We start from the raw sequence: 17,540 nt of genomic DNA, 5'->3' as shown, positions 1-17,540 counted from the left end.
CTATAACTGGTACAAGGGCGACGCGCACAGCTTGATCCAGGTCAACACCGATCTGCCCGTACGCATCGACCGCGCCGTCGATCTCGGCTGCCACGAGGGCTATCCGGGCCATCATCTGCTCAACATGCTGCTCGAACGCAATCTGGCGCGGGCGCGCGGATGGGTGGAGTTCACCGTCTATCCGCTGTTCAGCCCGCAGAGCTTCATCGCCGAGGGCTCGGCCAATGCCGGGATCGACCTCGCTTTCCCCGGTGCGCAGCGCTCCGCCTTCGAAGCGAAGACGCTCTATCCGATCGCCGGTCTCGATCCCGCCACCGCGCGCGATTATGATCGGTTGCTCGCCCTGCTGCACCAGTTGGCCGGCGCGCGGATGACGATCGCCGCCGACTATCTCGATGGCCGGATCGACCGCAACCGCGCGCTCGACCTGATCCAGGCCTATCAGCTGGTCAGCCGCGAGCGGGCAGAACAGTCGCTGCGCTTCACTGAGCAATATCGCAGCTATGTGATCAACTATGGACTCGGTCAGGACATGGTAACGGCCGATCTCGCGAAGAGCGGTCGCGACACGGCGGCGCGGTGGAAGCGGATGGAGCAGATCATCTCCCAGCCCTTCCTGCCGTCCGAGCTTCGCCGCTGACATGACGCTGCGGCAAGCCCGGCTTTAAGACTTTCGGCCTAGAAAAGCCCGCCGTTATTCGCGCTTAACCTGCGGATAACCGTAAAAGCTAAGACGTTGGCAAAGGCGCTGGCCGATCCTCATGACACCAGAGAAGGGCATGAGAGCATGAACCAGAACGCGCAGAAGCTTCCGACCGGCGTCGGCGACGAGGACGCCAAATATGCCGAGCTCCGCCGGGCACCGCGCGAAGAGGTTGCCCTGCCGACCCGCATGTTCACCCAGGACAACCGCGCCAGCGACGTCCTGCTCGTCAACATCTCGACGCTCGGCTTCATGGTCCGCGAATATGGACAGACCCCCAAGGACTCGATCGTGCGGCTGGCACTGCCACGACTGGGTCAGGTGTCCGCACGGGTGGTCTGGTCGCTGGGAGGGCGCGTCGGCGCGGAGTTCATCCGTCCGATCGACGACTATGCCTTTATGGCCATGCTCAATGCCGCCCGGGCGAAGCGGCAACGCTGGCCGATGGGCTGACCCCGGCCGGGGCGGTGCGTCCTCCAGCGTGCCGCCCCCTCATCTTCCCGCTCAACCGGCCCGCAGGAGCCCGACCGCCGCATCCCGTTCGAACAGATAGAGCGCGGTGCGCGCCGCCTGCCCCCGCTCCCCATCCAGCCCACCGTCGCGATCGACCAGCAGCCGGGCATCCTGCGTCGCCGTCTCGATCAGCGCCGCCGTCCGCTCCGGCCCCGCCAGGCGGAAGGCCGCTTCGCCCGACTGGCGCGTGCCCAATATCTCGCCCGCCCCGCGCAGCCGCAGATCCTCCTCGGCGATCCGGAAGCCGTCATTGGTCTCACGCATTAGCGCCAGCCGCGCCCGTGCGGTTTCCGACAAGGCATTGCCGCGCAGCAGCAGGCACACCGAATGCTGGTCGCCGCGCCCGACGCGCCCGCGCAGCTGGTGCAGCTGGGCAAGGCCGAAGCGGTCGGCCCCCTCGATGATCATCAGCGTCGCATTGGGCACGTCGACCCCCACCTCGATGACGGTGGTGGCGACGAGCACGCCCAGCCGCGCCGCCGCGAAGTCCGCCATGACGGCATCCTTCTCAGGCCCCTTCATCCGGCCGTGGACGACGCCGACCCGACCCCCGAACAGCTGGCGCAGATCCTCGGCACGGCTCTCGGCGGCGGCGAGGTCGTACTGTTCGCTCTCCTCGACCAGCGGGCACACCCAATAGGCCTGTCCGCCCTTGCCCATATGTCGTCCGAGCGCCTGCACGATCTCGTCGAGGCGCTCGCCCGAAATGACCCGCGTCTCGATCGGCTGGCGCCCCGGCGGCATCTCGTCGAGCCGGCTGACGTCCATCTCGCCATAATGGCTCAGCGTCAGCGTGCGCGGGATCGGCGTGGCGGTCATCACCAGCAGGTGGGGTGGCCGCTCAGCCTTCGACTGGAGCATCATCCGCTGGGCGACGCCGAAGCGATGCTGCTCGTCGACCACCGCGAGGCCGAGATTGCGGTAGCCGACCTTCTCCTGGAAGATCGCATGGGTGCCGACCAATATGTCGATTGAGCCATCGGCCAGACCCATCAGCGTCGCCTCACGCGCCTTGCCCTTTTCACGCCCGGTCAGGATCGCGACATTGACCGGCAGGCCGGCGAGCGTGCGGCTGAGCGTCTCATAATGCTGCCGCGCGAGGATTTCGGTCGGTGCCAGCATCGCGCTCTGCGCCCCCGCCTCCACCGCGACCAGCAGCGCCATCGTCGCGACCAGCGTCTTGCCAGCGCCGACATCGCCCTGCAGCAGCCGCGTCATCGGCGTCGCCTGGACAAGATCGCCCTCGATCTCCGCGATCGAGCGGCTCTGTGCGCCCGTTGGCGTGTAAGGCAGCTTGAGCATGGCACGCAGCCGCCCGTCGCCGTGCAGCGGCATGCCCCGCCGCCGCCGCGACGACGCCCGCACCAGCATCAGCGCGAGTTGGTTCGCGAACAGCTCGTCATAGGCCAGCCGCTGTCGCGCCAGTTCGTCCTGCGGATCGGCATGAACCCGCAACAGCGCCTCACGCCAGGCGGGCCAGCCCCGGGCGCCCAGCAACCCAGGCTCGATCCATTCGGTCAATGACGGCGCGCGCGCCAGCGCCTGCTCGACCAACTGCCCCAGCCGCCGCGAGGTCAGCCCTTCGGACAGCGGATAGACGGGTTCGCGCACGGGCAGGTCGACCGCCTCCTCGGGCGGCAGCACATGATCGGGATGGATCATCTGCATGTCCTGCCCATAGAGTTCGAGCTTGCCCGACACGGTCCGCTTCTCGCCGATCGGCAGCAGCTTCTTCGCCCAGCCGGGATTGCCGCCGAAATAGACGAGGTTGAGGATGTTGCCCGCCGCGTCGGTCGCCCCGACGCGGAATGGCCCGCGCCCCGCCGACGCCCGGTAGCTGGTCGGCACGAGGTCGATCGTGATCACCCGGCCCGAATCCTGCGGATCGAGTTCGTCGACCCGCTTCCGGTCGATCGCCCCGGTCGGCAGATGGAACAGCAGGTCGACGGCGCGGTCCAGCGCCAGCTTGCGCAGCGGCTTGGCAAGCGCCGGCCCCACGCCCTTGAGCGTTTCGACTTCCGCGAAGAGTGGGTTGAGGATTTCGGGCCGCATCGATTCCGTCGCTGTGGCAGTTTCCGCCGCCCGGGTCGATTGCACGCGTGCGGAAAATGCTTATGTCCCTCCTATCCTTTCGCCGACGGGCTTGCCAATGGCCAGGCGGCGCTTTGCATGCCGCACACTTTGTCCATCGCCACGGGATGACCATGAACCAGGAAGACCGTCTGAAGCGCATCCGTTTCCGTGCCTGGCACCGCGGCACGCGCGAGGCCGACTATATGATCGGCTGCTTCTTCGATCGCTTCCACGACCAATGGTCGGCCGCAGAACTCGACTGGTTCGAAGGGCTGCTGGGGCAGGAAGACGCCGATATCCTCGGCTGGATCATGCGCACGATCGAGGTTCCGGCCGAATGGCAGGGTCCGATGATCGAGCGGATGCAGCGCGTCGACTATGTCGAAGTGCCACAGTGACGATAGCGCCTATCAGCCATTAAGGCCTGACGGCGTTCCGCCTCGCGGTGCCGTCCACCTGTTCTGTTTCCGATGAAAGCCTCATGACCGATCTCCTCCGCATCGTGAAGGCCACAGAGCCGCTGACCCTCTCGCGCGCTCCGGCCGGTTTCCAGCCGTGGCTGGTCGCCGATCTGGCACGCGCCACGGCAACACGGGGAGGCCGTGCGGTCTTCGTGACCTCCGACGACCAAGCGATGCAATCGCTGGCCGATGCCGCCCGCTATTTTGCGCCGGAGCTGACGGTCCTGACCTTTCCTGGCTGGGACTGTCTTCCCTATGACCGCGCCAGCCCCACCTTGCGCGGGACGGCCGAACGGCTCGCCACGCTGCACGCGCTCCAGGCCAAGCCAAAAGGCCCGGTGCTGCTCGTGACCACCGTCCAGGCTGCGACGCAGCGCGTGCTGACGCCCTTCCGGATTCGCCAGCTGGTCGCGGGGCTCGCGCCCGGCGAGCGGATCGATCTCGACCGGCTGACAGCGCTGCTCCAGACCAACGGCTATGTCCGCACCGACACGGTGACCGACCCCGGCGAGTTCGCCGTGCGCGGCGGCATCGTCGACCTTTTCCCGTCGGGCGAGCCCTATCCGCTGCGCCTCGACTTCTTCGGCGACGAGATCGAGAGCGTCCGCCAGTTCGACACCGGCAACCAGCGCACGATCGGCCCGGTCGAAGGCTTCACGCTGCTGCCGGCGGCCGAGGCGCTGCTCGACGAGGAAACCATCAAGCGCTTCCGGGGGCGCTATCGCGAGCGCTTCGGCGCCAACGCCACGGGCGACCCGCTCTACCAGGCGGTGTCCGACGGCCGGCGGCTGGCCGGCATGGACCATTGGTTGCCGCTGTTCGAAGAAAGGCTGGCAACGCTGGCCGACCATCTGTCGGACGACGACCTCGTCCTGCGCGAGGCCGGCACCAACAAGGCCGCCGAGGCACGCTTCGAAGCGATCACCGACTATCATGCGAACCGCGTCCGGGCGCGCAGCGCCGACCCGGGCAGCTATCGCCCGCTGGAGCCGAATGAGCTCTATCTGACCGCAGACGACTGGCAGCGCTTCGTCGAGGATCGGCCCGTCCATCTCGTGACCCCTTTCGCGGAACCCGAATCCGCTCGCGTCATCGATCTGGAGGTGGAAACAGCACGCGATTTCGCGCCCGAACGGACACAGGGCGTCAACATCTACGACGCCGTCGTCGAGCATGTCGAAGCCCTCGCCAGGGACGGCAAGCGGGTCATCCTCGCCAGCTACTCGAACGGGTCGCGCGAACGGCTTGCCGGGCTGTTGAAGGAGCATGGCCTCGACACGACCGAGACCGCCGACGATTGGCAAGCCGCATTGGGTGCATCAACCGGCGGCAAGTCTCTCGGCAGCGGACAGCGCAAGGTGGCCCTCGCTGTCCTCCCGCTCGACCATGGCTTCACCAGCGGCAACGTCGCCCTGCTCACCGAGCAGGACATGCTCGGCGACCGGCTCGTCCGCCGGCAGAAGCGCAAGAAGTCCGCCGACGCCTTCCTCGCCGAACTGGCGACGCTCAGCCCCGGCGACCTCGTTGTGCACAGCGATCACGGTATCGGCCGCTATGAGGGGCTGACCTCGATCCCGGTCGCCAAGGCCCCGCACGACTGCGTCGCGCTGAGCTATGCGGGCGGTGACAAGCTCTACGTTCCGGTCGAGAATATCGACGTGCTGAGCCGCTATGGCGCGGAGAGCGAGGGCGTCACGCTCGACAAGCTGGGCGGGGTCGCCTGGCAGGCGCGCAAGGCGCGAATGAAGGAGCGCATCCGCGAGATTGCAGGCGAGCTCATCAAGACCGCCGCCGAACGCGCGCTGCGCCCGGCCGAGACGGTCGAGCCGGAGAGCGGCTATAACGAGTTCGTCGACCGCTTCCCTTATCAGGAAACCGAGGACCAGGAACGCGCGATCGCCGACGTGATCGAGGATCTGGCGGCGGGCAAGCCGATGGACCGGCTGGTCTGCGGCGACGTCGGCTTCGGCAAGACCGAGGTCGCGCTGCGTGCGGCCTTCGTCGCGGCACTGGGCGGGATGCAGGTCGCGCTCGTCTGCCCGACGACGCTGCTCGCACGCCAGCATTACCGCAACTTCGTCGAGCGCTTCCACGGCATGCCGGTGAATGTCGGCCATCTGTCGCGGCTCGTCACGGCGTCGGAAGCCAAACGGACCAAGGACGGGTTGGCGAGCGGGTCGATCGACATCGTCATCGGCACCCACGCGCTGCTCGCCAAGGGAATCGAATTCAAGCGGCTCGGCCTTGTCATCGTCGATGAGGAGCAGCGTTTCGGCGTCACCCACAAGGAGCGGCTGAAGGCGCTCAAGACCGACGTCCACATGCTGACGCTGACCGCGACGCCGATCCCGCGGACGTTGCAGATGGCGATGTCGGGCCTACGCGAACTGAGCGTGATCCAGACGCCGCCGGTCGACCGCCTTGCCGTCCGCACCTATGTCGCGCCGTGGGACGAGGTCGTCATCCGCGAGGCGCTGCTGCGCGAGCATTATCGCGGCGGGCAGAGCTTCCTGGTGACCCCGCGGATCAAGGACCTGCCCGACATCGAGGAGTATCTGCGCAAGCAGGTCCCCGAGATCAGCTATGTCGTCGCCCATGGCCAGATGGCGCCGAGCGAGGTCGAGGAGCGGATGTCGGCCTTCTACGACAAGAAGTTCGACGTGCTGGTGTCGACGACGATCGTCGAAAGCGGCCTCGACATTCCCAGCGCCAACACGCTGATCGTCAATCGCGCCGACAAATTCGGCCTGGCGCAGCTTTATCAGCTGCGCGGTCGCGTCGGTCGCTCGAAGACGCGCGCTTATGCCTATCTGACGACCGGCGACGGTCGGATGACCGACACCGCAGAGAAGCGGCTGCACATCCTCCAGAATCTCGACACGCTCGGCGCCGGCTTCCAGATTGCGAGTCACGACCTCGACATTCGCGGCGCCGGCAATCTGCTCGGCGACGAGCAGTCCGGACACATTAAGGAGGTCGGCTTCGAACTTTATCAGTCGATGCTGGAAGAGGCGATCCTGGAGGCTAAGGCCGGCGGCCTCGCGAGCGCGCGCCCGAAGGACTTCTCGCCGCAGATCAACGTCGACGCGGCGATCCTCCTTCCCGACGATTATGTCCCCGACCTCGATCTGCGGATGGGCCTCTATCGCCGGATCAACGAGTTGGAGAGCAAGGCGGAGATCGAGTCCTTCGCCGCCGAACTGATCGACCGCTTCGGCAAGCTGCCGGCGCCGACAGAGAATCTGCTGACGGTGATGGAAATCAAGCTGAACTGTCGCAAGGCCTGCGTCGCCAAGATCGACACCGGTCCGCGCGGGGCGCTGGTGGCTTTCCACGAGGACCAGTTCCCGGATCTGCCGGGCCTGCTCACCTATGTCGACCGCTTGAAGGACAGCGCCCGGTTGCGCCCCGACCATCGCCTCGTCATCACGCGTAACTGGCCCGAGCCGTCGATGCGGCTGAACGGAGCGCTCCAGCTGTCGCGGGGTCTGGCGAAGATCCTCGCCTGATCGGTCAGGCGGCGTTGACGGGGTCGCGCCGCTCGACGATCAGCGCTTCGAGCGCGCGGCTGTCGACCGGGGGCGAGCAGAGATAGCCCTGATAGAGGTTGCAGCCCTCCCGCGCGAGCAGCCCCAGCTGGGCGCTGGTCTCCACACCCTCGGTAATGACCTGCAGGCCCAGCGAACGCGCCATGTCGATCACGCCGCGCACGACGATGCGATCCCGCGTGGAGCCGGTGATGTCGGCAGCGAGCGTCTTGTCGATCTTGAGATAGTCGAGCGGCAGTGCCTTGAGATAGGCCAGGCTCGAATAGCCGGTGCCGAAATCGTCGATCGCGACGCGCAGCCCCGCCTTGCGCAGCCGAGCCAGAAGTTCGGCGGCCCCGCCGAGATCCGAGATCAGGCCGCTTTCCGTGACCTCGACGGTCAAGCGGTCGCGCGGGAAGCCGGCGTCGTCGACACGGGCAAGGAAATCCTCGACGAAATTGGTCCGCGCAATATCCGCCGCCGTGACATTCACCGATACGCGCAGGTCGCGCATATGCGCGGGCCAGGCCGCGGCCACGGCCAGAGCGCGTTGCTGGACATAGGTCGACAGCTGAACGACGAAATCGGACCGCGCGGCGGTGGCGAAAAGCGGGACGGCGCCAAGTTCGCCCAGCAAGGGATGTCTCCACCGCGCCAGCGCCTCCGCGCCGATGATCTGGCCCGATCCGATATCGACCTGGGGCTGGAACAGGATGTCGATCTGGTTCTGGTCGAGCGCGCGACGAAGGTCGATCTCGAGTTGATTGCGCCGGTGGGTCTCGGCCTCGGCATCGGCGTCCAGCGCACGCACCATGCCGGTATCGCCATGTTTGGCGGCGGCCAAAGCGGCCGAAGCGCGCTGGAACAGCGTGCCGACATCGCGGCGCCCTTCCCCATCGGTCGAGGCGATGCCGACCCGACAGGACAGCGGAATGAGCGAGTCTCCCGACACGAACGGCCAGGCAACGCTCTCTACAAGGCGATTTGCGATCAGTTCGGCGCTGTCAGCGGTGACCGGCGGGCCGAGCGCGATGGTGAACTCCGACCCGGCCGTCCGCGCAATCATCGCGTTGCCGATGCCGATCCGGTCGATCACCCGCTCGATGCGTCGGGCCACCCCTTGCAGCACGGCATCGCCGGTCGGGCGGCCAAAGGCGGCATTGACGAGACCGAAACGCATGATGCCGAGCATCAGCAGCGCGCAGCGCGGGCCGGCGGCATCCTCGTCAGCCAGCCTTACCTCCACCCAGCCACGAACGCGCTCGATGGTCGGCAGGCCCGTGAGAGGGTCGACTTCTTCGTTCATCGGCTCTGCGTCGGCCTTGGTCACCTCGACCCAGGCGACCACCGCGCCGCGCGCCTCATCGAAGGAAATATGATGCGCCAGTCTGTCGCCATGCAGACGACTGTCATGTGCGAAGGCAGTCGACTGGCGGGTCGCGAGCAACCGGTCGATCGCCTGGCGCGCCGTCCGCCGGCTGGCGCGGTCCATGATACGGAACAGCATCGCCATCGGCACCGTCTCGCTGCCCGCACCGATCCGGTTGGCGAGCGCGCTGCTGAGCGTAAGGCTTCGATCACCGGGCTTCCAGATCCACGCTTCGGATTCGGACAGCCGGAGCGACGCCCGCGCCGATGCGGCCCGTCCGCCGCCCGCCAGACGCTCCACGAAGCGATCGGCGAAATCGAGCGCTGTCCGAAGGCTGTCCGCGTCCACGTCCCCGATCAGATAATGGGTCGCGCCAGCTTCGAGCAGCGCGTCGAGCTCCGCCATTTCGTCGACGATCACGAGCAACGCAGCGCCCGTCGAACTCGTCACGCTGGCCAGCGCGCGGCACAGGGCATAGCCTTCGGCGCGCGCGCCGCGGGCATCGACCAGCGCGACCGAAGATCCCGAAGCGATGAAGCGCCGTTCCGCCGAGTCGGCACGCCGTGCGGCGATCACCGATCGACCTGCCCTTTCCGCCATGGCCGCAAGTTCGTCACGGTGTCGAAATGACAGCAGGAATAGCGGCAGCCGCGCCTGCGCGGCGCGGCGTTCGGCCGCTGCTGCTCCGCCTACATTCCTGTTCATTGCTCGACTGTTATCGTATCGAACCGCCTAGGCCAATCGCAAAGCGGCGGAAAAACAACCCGGTAGCGGATTAATTCAAGGCTTCCTTTGCTACCAAGGTCTAGGCTGTTACCATAAGCGCATGATGCCGATCGAAAAACGGGGCTCCGGGGCAGAGGGCACGCTGCTGGACGCGTTCGGCCGACGCATTTCCTATCTGCGGCTTTCGGTGACCGACCGGTGCGATTTCCGCTGCCGCTACTGCATGTCCGAGAAGATGCAGTTCCTGCCGAAGCGCGAAATCCTGACGCTGGAGGAACTGTCGGCGCTCGCCGACGCCTTCATCGCACGCGGCATCAGGAAGATCCGATTGACCGGGGGTGAGCCACTGGTGCGCCGGGACGTGGTCGATCTGGTAGGGATGATCGGGCGTCGCATCGGCGACGGGCTCGACGAGCTGACGATCACCACCAATGGCAGCCAGCTTCGCCGCCATGCAGCGGCTCTCGCAGCGGCGGGGGTGCGGCGGATCAATGTCAGCATCGACACGCTGGACGCCGAGCGCTTCGCTTTCATCACGCGCGGGGGCGCACTGCCCGAGGTGCTGGACGGGATAGAGGCCGCCCGCGACGAGGGCATCGCGATCAAGATCAACATGGTTGCTCTCAAGGACTTCAACGAGCAGCAGATCGAGCCGATGCTACGGTGGTGCGCGGCCGCAGGACATGACCTGACCCTGATCGAGACCATGCCGCTGGGCGAGATCGATGAGGATCGCACCGATCGCTACCTGCCGCTCGACAGCGTCCGCCGGGCGCTGGAAAGCCGCTACACGCTCAGCCCGCTCGACTATCGCACCGGCGGCCCCGCGCGCTATTTTCGCGTCGAGGAACTGGACGCCCGGCTCGGGCTCATCACCCCGCTCACCAACAATTTCTGCGACGGCTGCAACCGCGTGCGGGTGACCGCGACCGGGCAGATCTACATGTGCCTGGGCCATGACAGCCGGCTCGACCTGCGCAGCGCCTTGCGCGCAGGCGATGCGCAAGAACTTGATCGGTTGCTGGACGTCGCCATGCGGCGCAAGCCCGAGCGTCACAATTTCGCTATAGACCAGCGGGGGGCGACACCCGCCGTCGACAGACATATGAGCGTTACCGGGGGATGACCGAAAAGAAGATGGCCCTCGTGGCCTCGCCGACTCCTGCCGCGCAGGAGGCCACGACCGAATTGCGCCGAATGTACGAATGGCATCCGGTGGAGCGTGCCGACCTGATCGTCGCGCTGGGGGGCGACGGCTTCATGCTGCGCACACTGCATGCGATGCTCGATCGCCACCGCATATTGCCGGTGTTCGGGATGAACCTCGGCACGGTGGGCTTTCTGATGAACGACTGGAAGCCCGAACTGCTCGAACTCCGGCTGATGCAGGCCAAGGCGATGACGGTCCTGCCGCTGCGCATGGATGTCGAGACGGTCGAGGGACAGCGCCTGTCGATCCCCGCGATCAACGAAGTCTCGCTGCTGCGTGAAACGCGCGAGACGGCGAAGATCGAGGTGTTGGTCGAGGGCCGCGTGGTGCTGCCCGAACTGGTCTGCGACGGCGTGCTGGTGTCCACCCCGGCCGGGTCCACCGCCTATAATCTGTCGGCCCAGGGGCCGATTCTGCCGCTGGAATCCTCGCTACTCGCCCTGACCCCGATCAGCCCCTTCCGCCCGCGGCGCTGGCGCGGGGCAATCCTGCCCGACAAGAACGTAATCTCCTTCCGGGTCCTTGATGCCGTGAAGCGCCCGGTCAGCGCCGTGGCCGACCAGCGCGAGGTGCGCGACGTGTCGCTCGTCCGGATCGGTATCGACAAGACCAGCCCGCTGACGCTGCTGTTCGATCCCGAACATGCCCTGGACGACCGCATAACCATGGAACAGTTCGCGGTTTGAAAATCCCTGTTTTTCAGGGCTTTGGAAATTAATTTGGCCGCCCCCGAAGGATCGGGGATTTGGGGCTTGCAAGCCCGAACAACCCGCTGCTATAGGCGCGCCTCGCTTGAAGCGGAAATGATCCCCGGTAGCTCAGCGGTAGAGCATCCGACTGTTAATCGGACGGCCGCCTGTTCGAATCAGGCCCGGGGAGCCATTTCAAATCCTTAAATTTTAAGGTGTAATTCTCTGACCGGGAGAGTTGCGCCTTTTTTCGTTCTTACACGTCTTCTGACCGGCATTCCGGCATTTGCCTGCAAGGGTAGCAGCCCTTGGACGGATACGCCGCTCTCCCGGTGCCCGATGGTTCCCGCAGCACGCATGGAAGCGATCTGCCAATGTCGGGTCGTGGATCCCCGATACCGAGCCCTCAGCGCCAGCCCAGGCCGAGTGCCTTCTGCAGACCGGCGAAATCGGCGGAGAGCGCCCCGTCCGCCTGTGACAGCGACTGTTCGGCGGACAGGCGGCTGCGTTCGGCCTGGAGCAGTTCGATCTTCGATCCGGTGCCGGCCTCGAACCGCTGCCGAGCCAGCGCTTCGACCCGTCGGGCGGACGCCAGCGAGCGTCGTACGCTGGCCGAGGCGCGCAGCCTGGCGCCATAGCGGGACAGCGCGTCCTCCCCGTCCTGCAGCGCCTTCAGCACCGCGCCGCGATAGCGCGCCGCCGCTTCGTCCTGCCCGCCCTTGGCCTGCTCGACCCGCGCGGCGTTGCGACCGAAATCGAGGATGTTCCAGGACAGGCGCGGCAGCGCGATCGTCGCCAGCTTGTCGAGGTCGACAACGTCCTCCGGTTGGGTGCCGCCGATACCGAGGACGCCCGCAAAGCTGACGCTGGGAAAGCGTGCGGCCTCCGCGACACCGATCTTGGCGGTCGCCGCAGCATATTGCCGCTCCGCTGCGCGGACGTCGGGCCGGCGCTTGAGCAACGCGGCGGGATCGCCGATCGCGGTTCCGGCGGATGGGAGGGGGATCGCAGCGGGTGTCGCCAGAAGCTGGTCGACGCTTCCCGGTGCCTCGCCGACGAGGACGGCCAGTGCGTTGAGATAGGCGTCATGCTCGGCCTGCAGGGGCAGCAGCGACGCCTGAAGCTGCTCCAACTGGTCGGCCTGCTGCTCGACATCGAGGTCGGAGGCAGCCCCCCGCTCGCGGCGCTGGCGAACCAAAGCCACAAGGTCATGCTGCCTTGTGACCGCGTCCTGGCTCAACCGGATCCGCTGCTGCCGGTCGCGGAGATTGGCATAGGCCTGCGCGACCTCTGCCGTCAGGCTGACCTGAGCGTCCGCAACGCTGGCTTCCGCTGCTTCGAGCTGTGCGCGCGCGGCCTCGACGCTGCGGCGTCGCCCCCCCCAGAGGTCCACTTCCCAACTGGCGTCGAATCCGAGATTGTAGAAGTTCAGCGCCTCGGTGCCGCCGCCGCCGCCATTGGCATTGCCTTCGCCAGAGCCGTCCGAACTGCCCAGATCGATCCCCGGCAGGCTGGCATGGGCGTAGATCGCCTGAAGATTGGCATTGGGTGCGCCATTGGCCTTTTCGAGGCGAAGCGCCGAACGCGCCTGACGCAGGCTGGCCTGGGCGATCGCGACATTGGGGTTGGCCGCCAGCGCCTTCGCCTCCAGCGCATCGAGCACGGGATCGGAGAGCTGGGTCCACCAGTCGGCAACAGCCGGTGTCTCGGCGCGAGCTTCGGACGGGGCCCGCACGAAGGCTGCCGGCGGCTGCGGCGCCCGTGCGCCCGCCGGACCGGCATAGTCCGGCCCCATGGTGCAGGCGGCGAGCGCGACCAGGGGAAAGGAAAGCAGCAGAGTGCGCATCGCGATCACCTCAATGCATCACGACCGGCCGGCCATGCGGCAGCGGACGCAGGAACAAGACCAGCGGGATGACGGCGATGATGCCGACCCCCAGCATCCAGAATATATCGTTGAACGTCATCACCAGCGCCTCGCGCTGGATCGTGCCGGCGAGCGACCGGAGCCCCGCCTCCTGCCCGCCCAGGCTCTGCGAAAGGCTGGCAACATAGGCCTGTACCGCGTCCGAATTGGCGCTCATCGCCTCTTCGAGGCGGCGGCTGTGGAACCAGTTGCGCTGGTCCTGGATCGTCGCGATCCCGGCAAGGGCCAGCGAACCGCCGAGGTTGCGCACCGCATTGAACAGGCCGGCCGCATCGCCCGCGTCGCGCGCCGGCACCGAGGCGATCGCGGCCTGGTTGAGGAACAGGAAGCCCATGATCACGCCCACGCCGCGTAGCAGCTGCGATTCCACGAAATCATGGCCGACCGACTGCGAGGTCAGCACGGTGTCGACCATGCAGCTTGCCGCCATGATGGCCAGCCCGATCGCGACCGCGATGCGAATGTCGAGATAGCGCATCAGCAGCGGCGTGAAGGGCATGAGCAACATGCTCGGTATGCCCGACAGCAGCACGATCTTCCCCGACTGCAGCGCGTTATAGCCGGCGATCGCCGACAGGAATTGCGGAATGACGTAGGAGGTGCCGTAGATCATCATACCGATCACGAGCCCCATCAGCGCCACCGCGCCGAATTGCCGGTCGAGCAGCAATCTCAGCTTAATGACCGGACGTTTGGCGAAGATCTGTCCCGCGAGCAGCAGGCCGAAGCCGACCGCCGTAACGATGCTCATCTGGACGATCGCGCTGCTCTGGAACCATTGTTCGCGCTGGCCTTCTTCCAGCACGATGGTCAGCCCGCCGAGGCCGAGCGCCATGCCGACAATGCCGCGCCAATCCGCGCCCCACAGTTCCTCCCAGTCGGGCCGGCGATGCGCCATGGTGGTGAGCAGCAGCGCGATCAGCAGCATGCCGACGGGGATGTTGATGAAGAAGGCATAATGCCAGCTGACATTCTCGGTCAGCCATCCACCGATCAGCGGCCCCAGCAGCGGGCCGATAATCGCGGTGACCCCGAACATCGCATTGCCGATCGGCTGCTGCGACCGTGGCAGGCGGGTGGCGATGATGGTCATGGCGGTGGGCACCAATGCGCCGCCGGTAAAGCCCTGCCCCACCCGACCGATGATCATCATCGTCAGGTTGGTCGAAATGCCGCAGAGCACGGAAAAGGCGGTGAAGAGCGACACGGCTATCAGAAGGAAGCTGCGCAGACCGAACAGCCGCTCGAGCCAGCCCGACAACGGGATGATGATGATTTCGGCCACGAGATAGGCGGTGGCGATCCAGGTTCCTTCGGTGCCGGTCGCACCGATCTCGCCCTGGATGGTGGGCAACGAGGAATTGACGATCGATATGTCGAGCGTCGCCATCAATGCGCCGAGACTGCCTGCGGCCACCGCCAGCCAGGCGCTGATGTCGGCCCGCTCGGGCGCTGCGGTCGTACTGCCCGCCATCGCTGCGCTCATCGCCCGGCGCGCTCGTTCCGCCGCTCCTGCTCATCGCGAATGGCATCGATCGCCGCCTTCGCCGAGCGCGTGTCGACGGTTGCCTCGACCGACATGCCGGGCACGAGCAGCGCGCGCGTCTCGGGACCTGCGTTGACCGTGATCCGCACGGGAACGCGCTGGACGATCTTGGTGAAATTGCCCGTCGCATTCTGGGGCGGCAGGACCGAGAATTGGGCACCGGTGCCGGGCGCGATGCTTTCGACCACCCCGTGCAGTTCGACCCCGTCTAGCGCGTCGACCTCGACCGTGACCGGCTGCCCCGGACGAATCAGCCCCAGCTGGGTTTCCTTGAAATTGGCGACCACATAGAGACTGTTCGCCGGCACCAGCGACATCAGGCGTGTCGAGGCCTGCACGAACTGACCTTGCCGGACGCCTTTATTGCCCACCCGGCCGTCGACCGGGGCGCGCAGGATCGTCGCCTCGACGTCGGTCCGTGCGGCCGACAGCTGCGCCCGCGCCGCTTCGCCCTGCGCCTGCGCCTGCTGGCGTTGCGCGCGCAGCGTGGCGACGCGCCGTTCGGCCGCAGTCAGCGAGGCCTGGGCCGCGTCGAGCTTGGCCCGCGCCTGCACCGCCTGGGTTTCGAGTTGCGCCAGTCGCTCCCGGGTCTCGGCACCGCTGGCGGCCAGCGGGCGATAGCGTGTGACCTCCCGAGCGGCGAGATCGGCCTCAGCCCGCGCGGACGCCAATTGCGCACGCGCCTGGTCGACGGCGGCGAACTGCTCCTCGATCTGGGCGCCGACACCGGCGGCGCTCGCCATGGCCACGTCGATCTGCGCGCGGGCCTGGGCCGCCTGCGTGCTATAATCGCGCGGGTCGATCTGGACGAGAGGCTGCCCGGCCTTCACCTCCTGATTGTCCGTCACGAAGACGCGGTCGACATAGCCCGACACCTTGGGCGCGACGGTGATCGCATCCGACTGGATGAAGGCATCGTCGGTCGACTGCTGGTAGCGCCCGTAGATGAAATGGCGCGCCCCAAGCACGACGCCCGCGATGAGAAGCACGGCACCTGCGATAAGGAGCGCCCGGCGAAGGATCAGCTTGCGGCGCGCGGTCTTGGCGGGATCTGCGGCTTCGTGCGACTCGGGCGGAGGCGCGGCGGTCGTATCGCTCATGTCAGGACTCGGATGCTATCGATTGCCCCGCCTATGCTCGCAGTTGCAAAATAGCGCAACACCATTTATTGAGGTCCCTCATGAAATCCCCTGAGGAAGACCTGCTCACCGATCTGGGCCGCCTCTATGGCAGCCTGAAGCGGAGCTTCGACCGTTCGATGGTCGAACGCGGGGCTTCGCTCGCGCGCACCAAGATGCTGATCCTGATCCAGAAGGAAGGCGGCACGGTTCGCGCTATAGACATTGCCGAAAGGTTCGGCATCGCGCCGCGCACGGTCACCGAGGCACTTGATGGACTGGAACGCGAGGGGCTGATCCTGCGAACACCGGATCCGTCAGATCGCCGTGCGAAAAGGATCAGTATTACCCCAGAGGGCGAGGCTGCAGTCGCCGTCACCGAACCGATCAGGCAGGCATTGTCCAAACGGATATTGGTCAGCCTCGGTCCGGAAGAGCAGGCCAGCTTTCACGCGACGATTAGAAAATTGCTGCGTTGCATCGACGAAGATTGAATATTTTTCCTTAAGCCGCCTCGTGCTATTGTAACTTTCTGTCTCCCGCGCCGTTCGACAAGAAGACGGGCGGGACCTCAAGGAGAGGTGCGATGGAGAGGATACATCACAGCTTCTGCCAATGCGGCTTTGGCCTGCTCTGCACGTGCAGCGCGCTTTCGCTGGTGGTGACTGGAAGCGTCTATCTGCTGCTGGGTTGACGTTCCTGACCAGCGTTCGCGCCCATAAAAAAGGGCCCGGACGCTTACGCGCCGGGCCCTTTTTCATCTGAGCCAGGGCTTATTTGGCGACGCAGTAGAAGCCGCCACCCGGGAAGGGATTGCCATTGGCGTCCAGTGCGCCGGGGTGATAGCCGGTCGCCTTGAACGTCGTCTTGTCATTGTCGAGGCTGCCGCAAACCGAGGCTCCGCGAGCGGCTTCGGCGGCAGGGACCGGACCGAAGGCCGTCGGATCGTCCCATGCGAGCGTCTGATCCGCCTTGGCGACGAGCCGCGGCGGCGTGCTGCTGGCGAACTTGCCCGGCTTCGGTACGGACGCACAGCCTGCCAGACCGGCAGCGGCGACGACACAGGCGACAGCGGCGACGTTCTTGATGGTACCGGCGATCATGAGCCTGTTCCCTTTCTTGATCCTCAGCCCGACTAGAGCCGTCAGGTGAATAACATATTACCGTAACGTTTCACCATGCCGTACCGGCTCCGCGGCGCGATCAACATCAAGGGAGAACCTAGCGCGGACCGACCGACGCTGCCCCTATGTAAATATCCTAGGACCCGGCTGAAGCTTTTGTTCATGGCGCAACTTCCCAGTTCGGCGGCATCCTTCCGCAAACCGCAACAATCTAATCGCGCCGGGCGATTGAAGCGAAAGGTCGACGGGCGCACATCGGGCTCGACCGGGGGCTGAGGCAAGGACGAGTATGGACAAGCGTTCGAGAGTTGAGTGGCGGGGCTATATTCCTGCGATGCTGACCCCCTTTGCGGATGACGGTGCCCTGGACCCGATCCGGCTTCGCGCCCATCTGGAATGGCTGGCGGCGGAAGGGATGCACGGGCTGGTGATCGGCGGGACCACGGGCGAGTGGACCAGCCTGTCGCCGACGGAGCGGCGCGACCTGTTCCGTCTGGTGGGGGACCAGATGAAGGGCCGGCTGCCGCTGATCGCTGGCTGCACCAGCTACACGC

The 17,540-nt window shown here is 66.2% G+C and carries 13 protein-coding genes, 1 tRNA gene and 1 pseudogene; 9 read left to right on the top strand and 6 right to left on the bottom strand.

The genetic code is table 11. The features are described from left to right. Together KAY22_RS13990 and KAY22_RS13985 are read left to right on the top strand one after the other, a co-directional pair. Positions 1-640 (top strand): annotated as a pseudogene (locus KAY22_RS13990) (hypothetical protein); the annotation flags it as partial. 147 nt (positions 641-787) lie between these two features. Next, on the top strand, positions 788-1,156 hold the full coding sequence (locus KAY22_RS13985) for a PilZ domain-containing protein (protein ID WP_296624042.1): 369 nt from the start codon (positions 788-790) through the stop codon (positions 1,154-1,156). A gap of 51 nt (positions 1,157-1,207) precedes the next feature. Here the strand turns inward: KAY22_RS13985 and recG are convergent, their stop codons facing one another. Beyond that, on the bottom strand, positions 1,208-3,313 hold the full coding sequence (gene recG / locus KAY22_RS13980; RefSeq protein ID WP_296624041.1) for an ATP-dependent DNA helicase RecG: 2,106 nt from the start codon (positions 3,311-3,313) through the stop codon (positions 1,208-1,210). Between the two features lie 107 nt (positions 3,314-3,420). Between recG and KAY22_RS13975 the strand changes: the two genes are divergently transcribed. Together KAY22_RS13975 and mfd are read left to right on the top strand one after the other, a co-directional pair. Then, positions 3,421-3,687, top strand: coding sequence for a succinate dehydrogenase assembly factor 2 (locus KAY22_RS13975; protein ID WP_296624040.1), 267 nt, complete (start codon positions 3,421-3,423; stop codon positions 3,685-3,687). A gap of 83 nt (positions 3,688-3,770) precedes the next feature. Then, positions 3,771-7,259 carry a transcription-repair coupling factor gene (mfd, locus tag KAY22_RS13970; protein WP_296624039.1) on the top strand — a complete coding sequence of 1,163 codons (3,489 nt, stop codon included), beginning with the start codon at positions 3,771-3,773 and terminating at the stop codon, positions 7,257-7,259. Between the two features lie 4 nt (positions 7,260-7,263). On the opposite strand, the gene KAY22_RS13965 is transcribed toward mfd, so the two are convergent. Then, positions 7,264-9,351 carry a bifunctional diguanylate cyclase/phosphodiesterase gene (locus KAY22_RS13965; RefSeq protein WP_296624038.1) on the bottom strand — a complete coding sequence of 696 codons (2,088 nt, stop codon included), beginning with the start codon at positions 9,349-9,351 and terminating at the stop codon, positions 7,264-7,266. A 121-nt stretch (positions 9,352-9,472) separates the two neighbouring features. Here KAY22_RS13965 and moaA point away from each other — a divergent pair, with 121 nt between their 5' ends. The 3 genes from moaA to KAY22_RS13950 all read left to right on the top strand — a co-directional run bounded on the left by moaA (position 9,473) and on the right by KAY22_RS13950 (position 11,464). Continuing rightward, positions 9,473-10,498, top strand: coding sequence for a GTP 3',8-cyclase MoaA (gene moaA, locus KAY22_RS13960; protein WP_296624037.1), 1,026 nt, complete (start codon positions 9,473-9,475; stop codon positions 10,496-10,498). Continuing rightward, entirely contained in the window at positions 10,495-11,268 is a 774-nt protein-coding gene (locus KAY22_RS13955; RefSeq protein WP_296624036.1) for an NAD kinase, read from the top strand. Before moaA ends, KAY22_RS13955 begins: the two co-directional genes overlap by 4 nt. 121 nt (positions 11,269-11,389) lie before the next feature. Next, positions 11,390-11,464 (top strand) — tRNA-Asn (locus KAY22_RS13950). Positions 11,465-11,677: 213 nt separating this feature from the next. Here the strand turns inward: KAY22_RS13950 and KAY22_RS13945 are convergent. Genes KAY22_RS13945 through KAY22_RS13935 form a run of 3 tightly spaced genes read right to left on the bottom strand, consistent with a single transcriptional unit; the run spans position 11,678 to position 15,844 of the window. Then, entirely contained in the window at positions 11,678-13,117 is a 1,440-nt protein-coding gene (locus tag KAY22_RS13945) for an efflux transporter outer membrane subunit (protein ID WP_296624035.1), read from the bottom strand. A gap of 10 nt (positions 13,118-13,127) precedes the next feature. Beyond that, positions 13,128-14,672 (bottom strand): MDR family MFS transporter, encoded by a 1,545-nt coding sequence (locus KAY22_RS13940; protein WP_296624034.1) that lies wholly within the window; start codon positions 14,670-14,672, stop codon positions 13,128-13,130. Positions 14,673-14,680: 8 nt separating this feature from the next. Beyond that, complete coding sequence (locus KAY22_RS13935; RefSeq protein WP_296624033.1) at positions 14,681-15,844, bottom strand: HlyD family secretion protein; 1,164 nt, start codon at positions 15,842-15,844, stop codon at positions 14,681-14,683. Between the two features lie 80 nt (positions 15,845-15,924). On the opposite strand from KAY22_RS13935, the gene KAY22_RS13930 reads away from it, so the two are divergent. Continuing rightward, positions 15,925-16,356: a MarR family transcriptional regulator gene (locus tag KAY22_RS13930; RefSeq protein ID WP_296624032.1), complete on the top strand. Its 432-nt coding sequence runs from the start codon at positions 15,925-15,927 to the stop codon at positions 16,354-16,356. Between the two features lie 279 nt (positions 16,357-16,635). Here the strand turns inward: KAY22_RS13930 and KAY22_RS13925 are convergent, their stop codons facing one another. Continuing rightward, the gene (locus KAY22_RS13925) at positions 16,636-16,965 is read right to left on the bottom strand and encodes a hypothetical protein (RefSeq protein WP_296624031.1); all 330 of its coding nucleotides are present in this window, start codon (positions 16,963-16,965) and stop codon (positions 16,636-16,638) included. A gap of 310 nt (positions 16,966-17,275) precedes the next feature. Between KAY22_RS13925 and KAY22_RS13920 the strand changes: the two genes are divergently transcribed. Then, positions 17,276-17,540: dihydrodipicolinate synthase family protein (locus KAY22_RS13920; RefSeq protein ID WP_296624030.1), on the top strand; the 265-nt coding region annotated here is incomplete at its 3' end.

This window comes from Rhizorhabdus sp., assembly GCF_018006725.1.
In the GTDB taxonomy this organism is placed as follows: Bacteria; Pseudomonadota; Alphaproteobacteria; order Sphingomonadales; family Sphingomonadaceae; genus Rhizorhabdus.
Note: the sequence above shows the minus strand (reverse complement) of the source record. Positions and strands in the feature narration are given on the sequence as shown.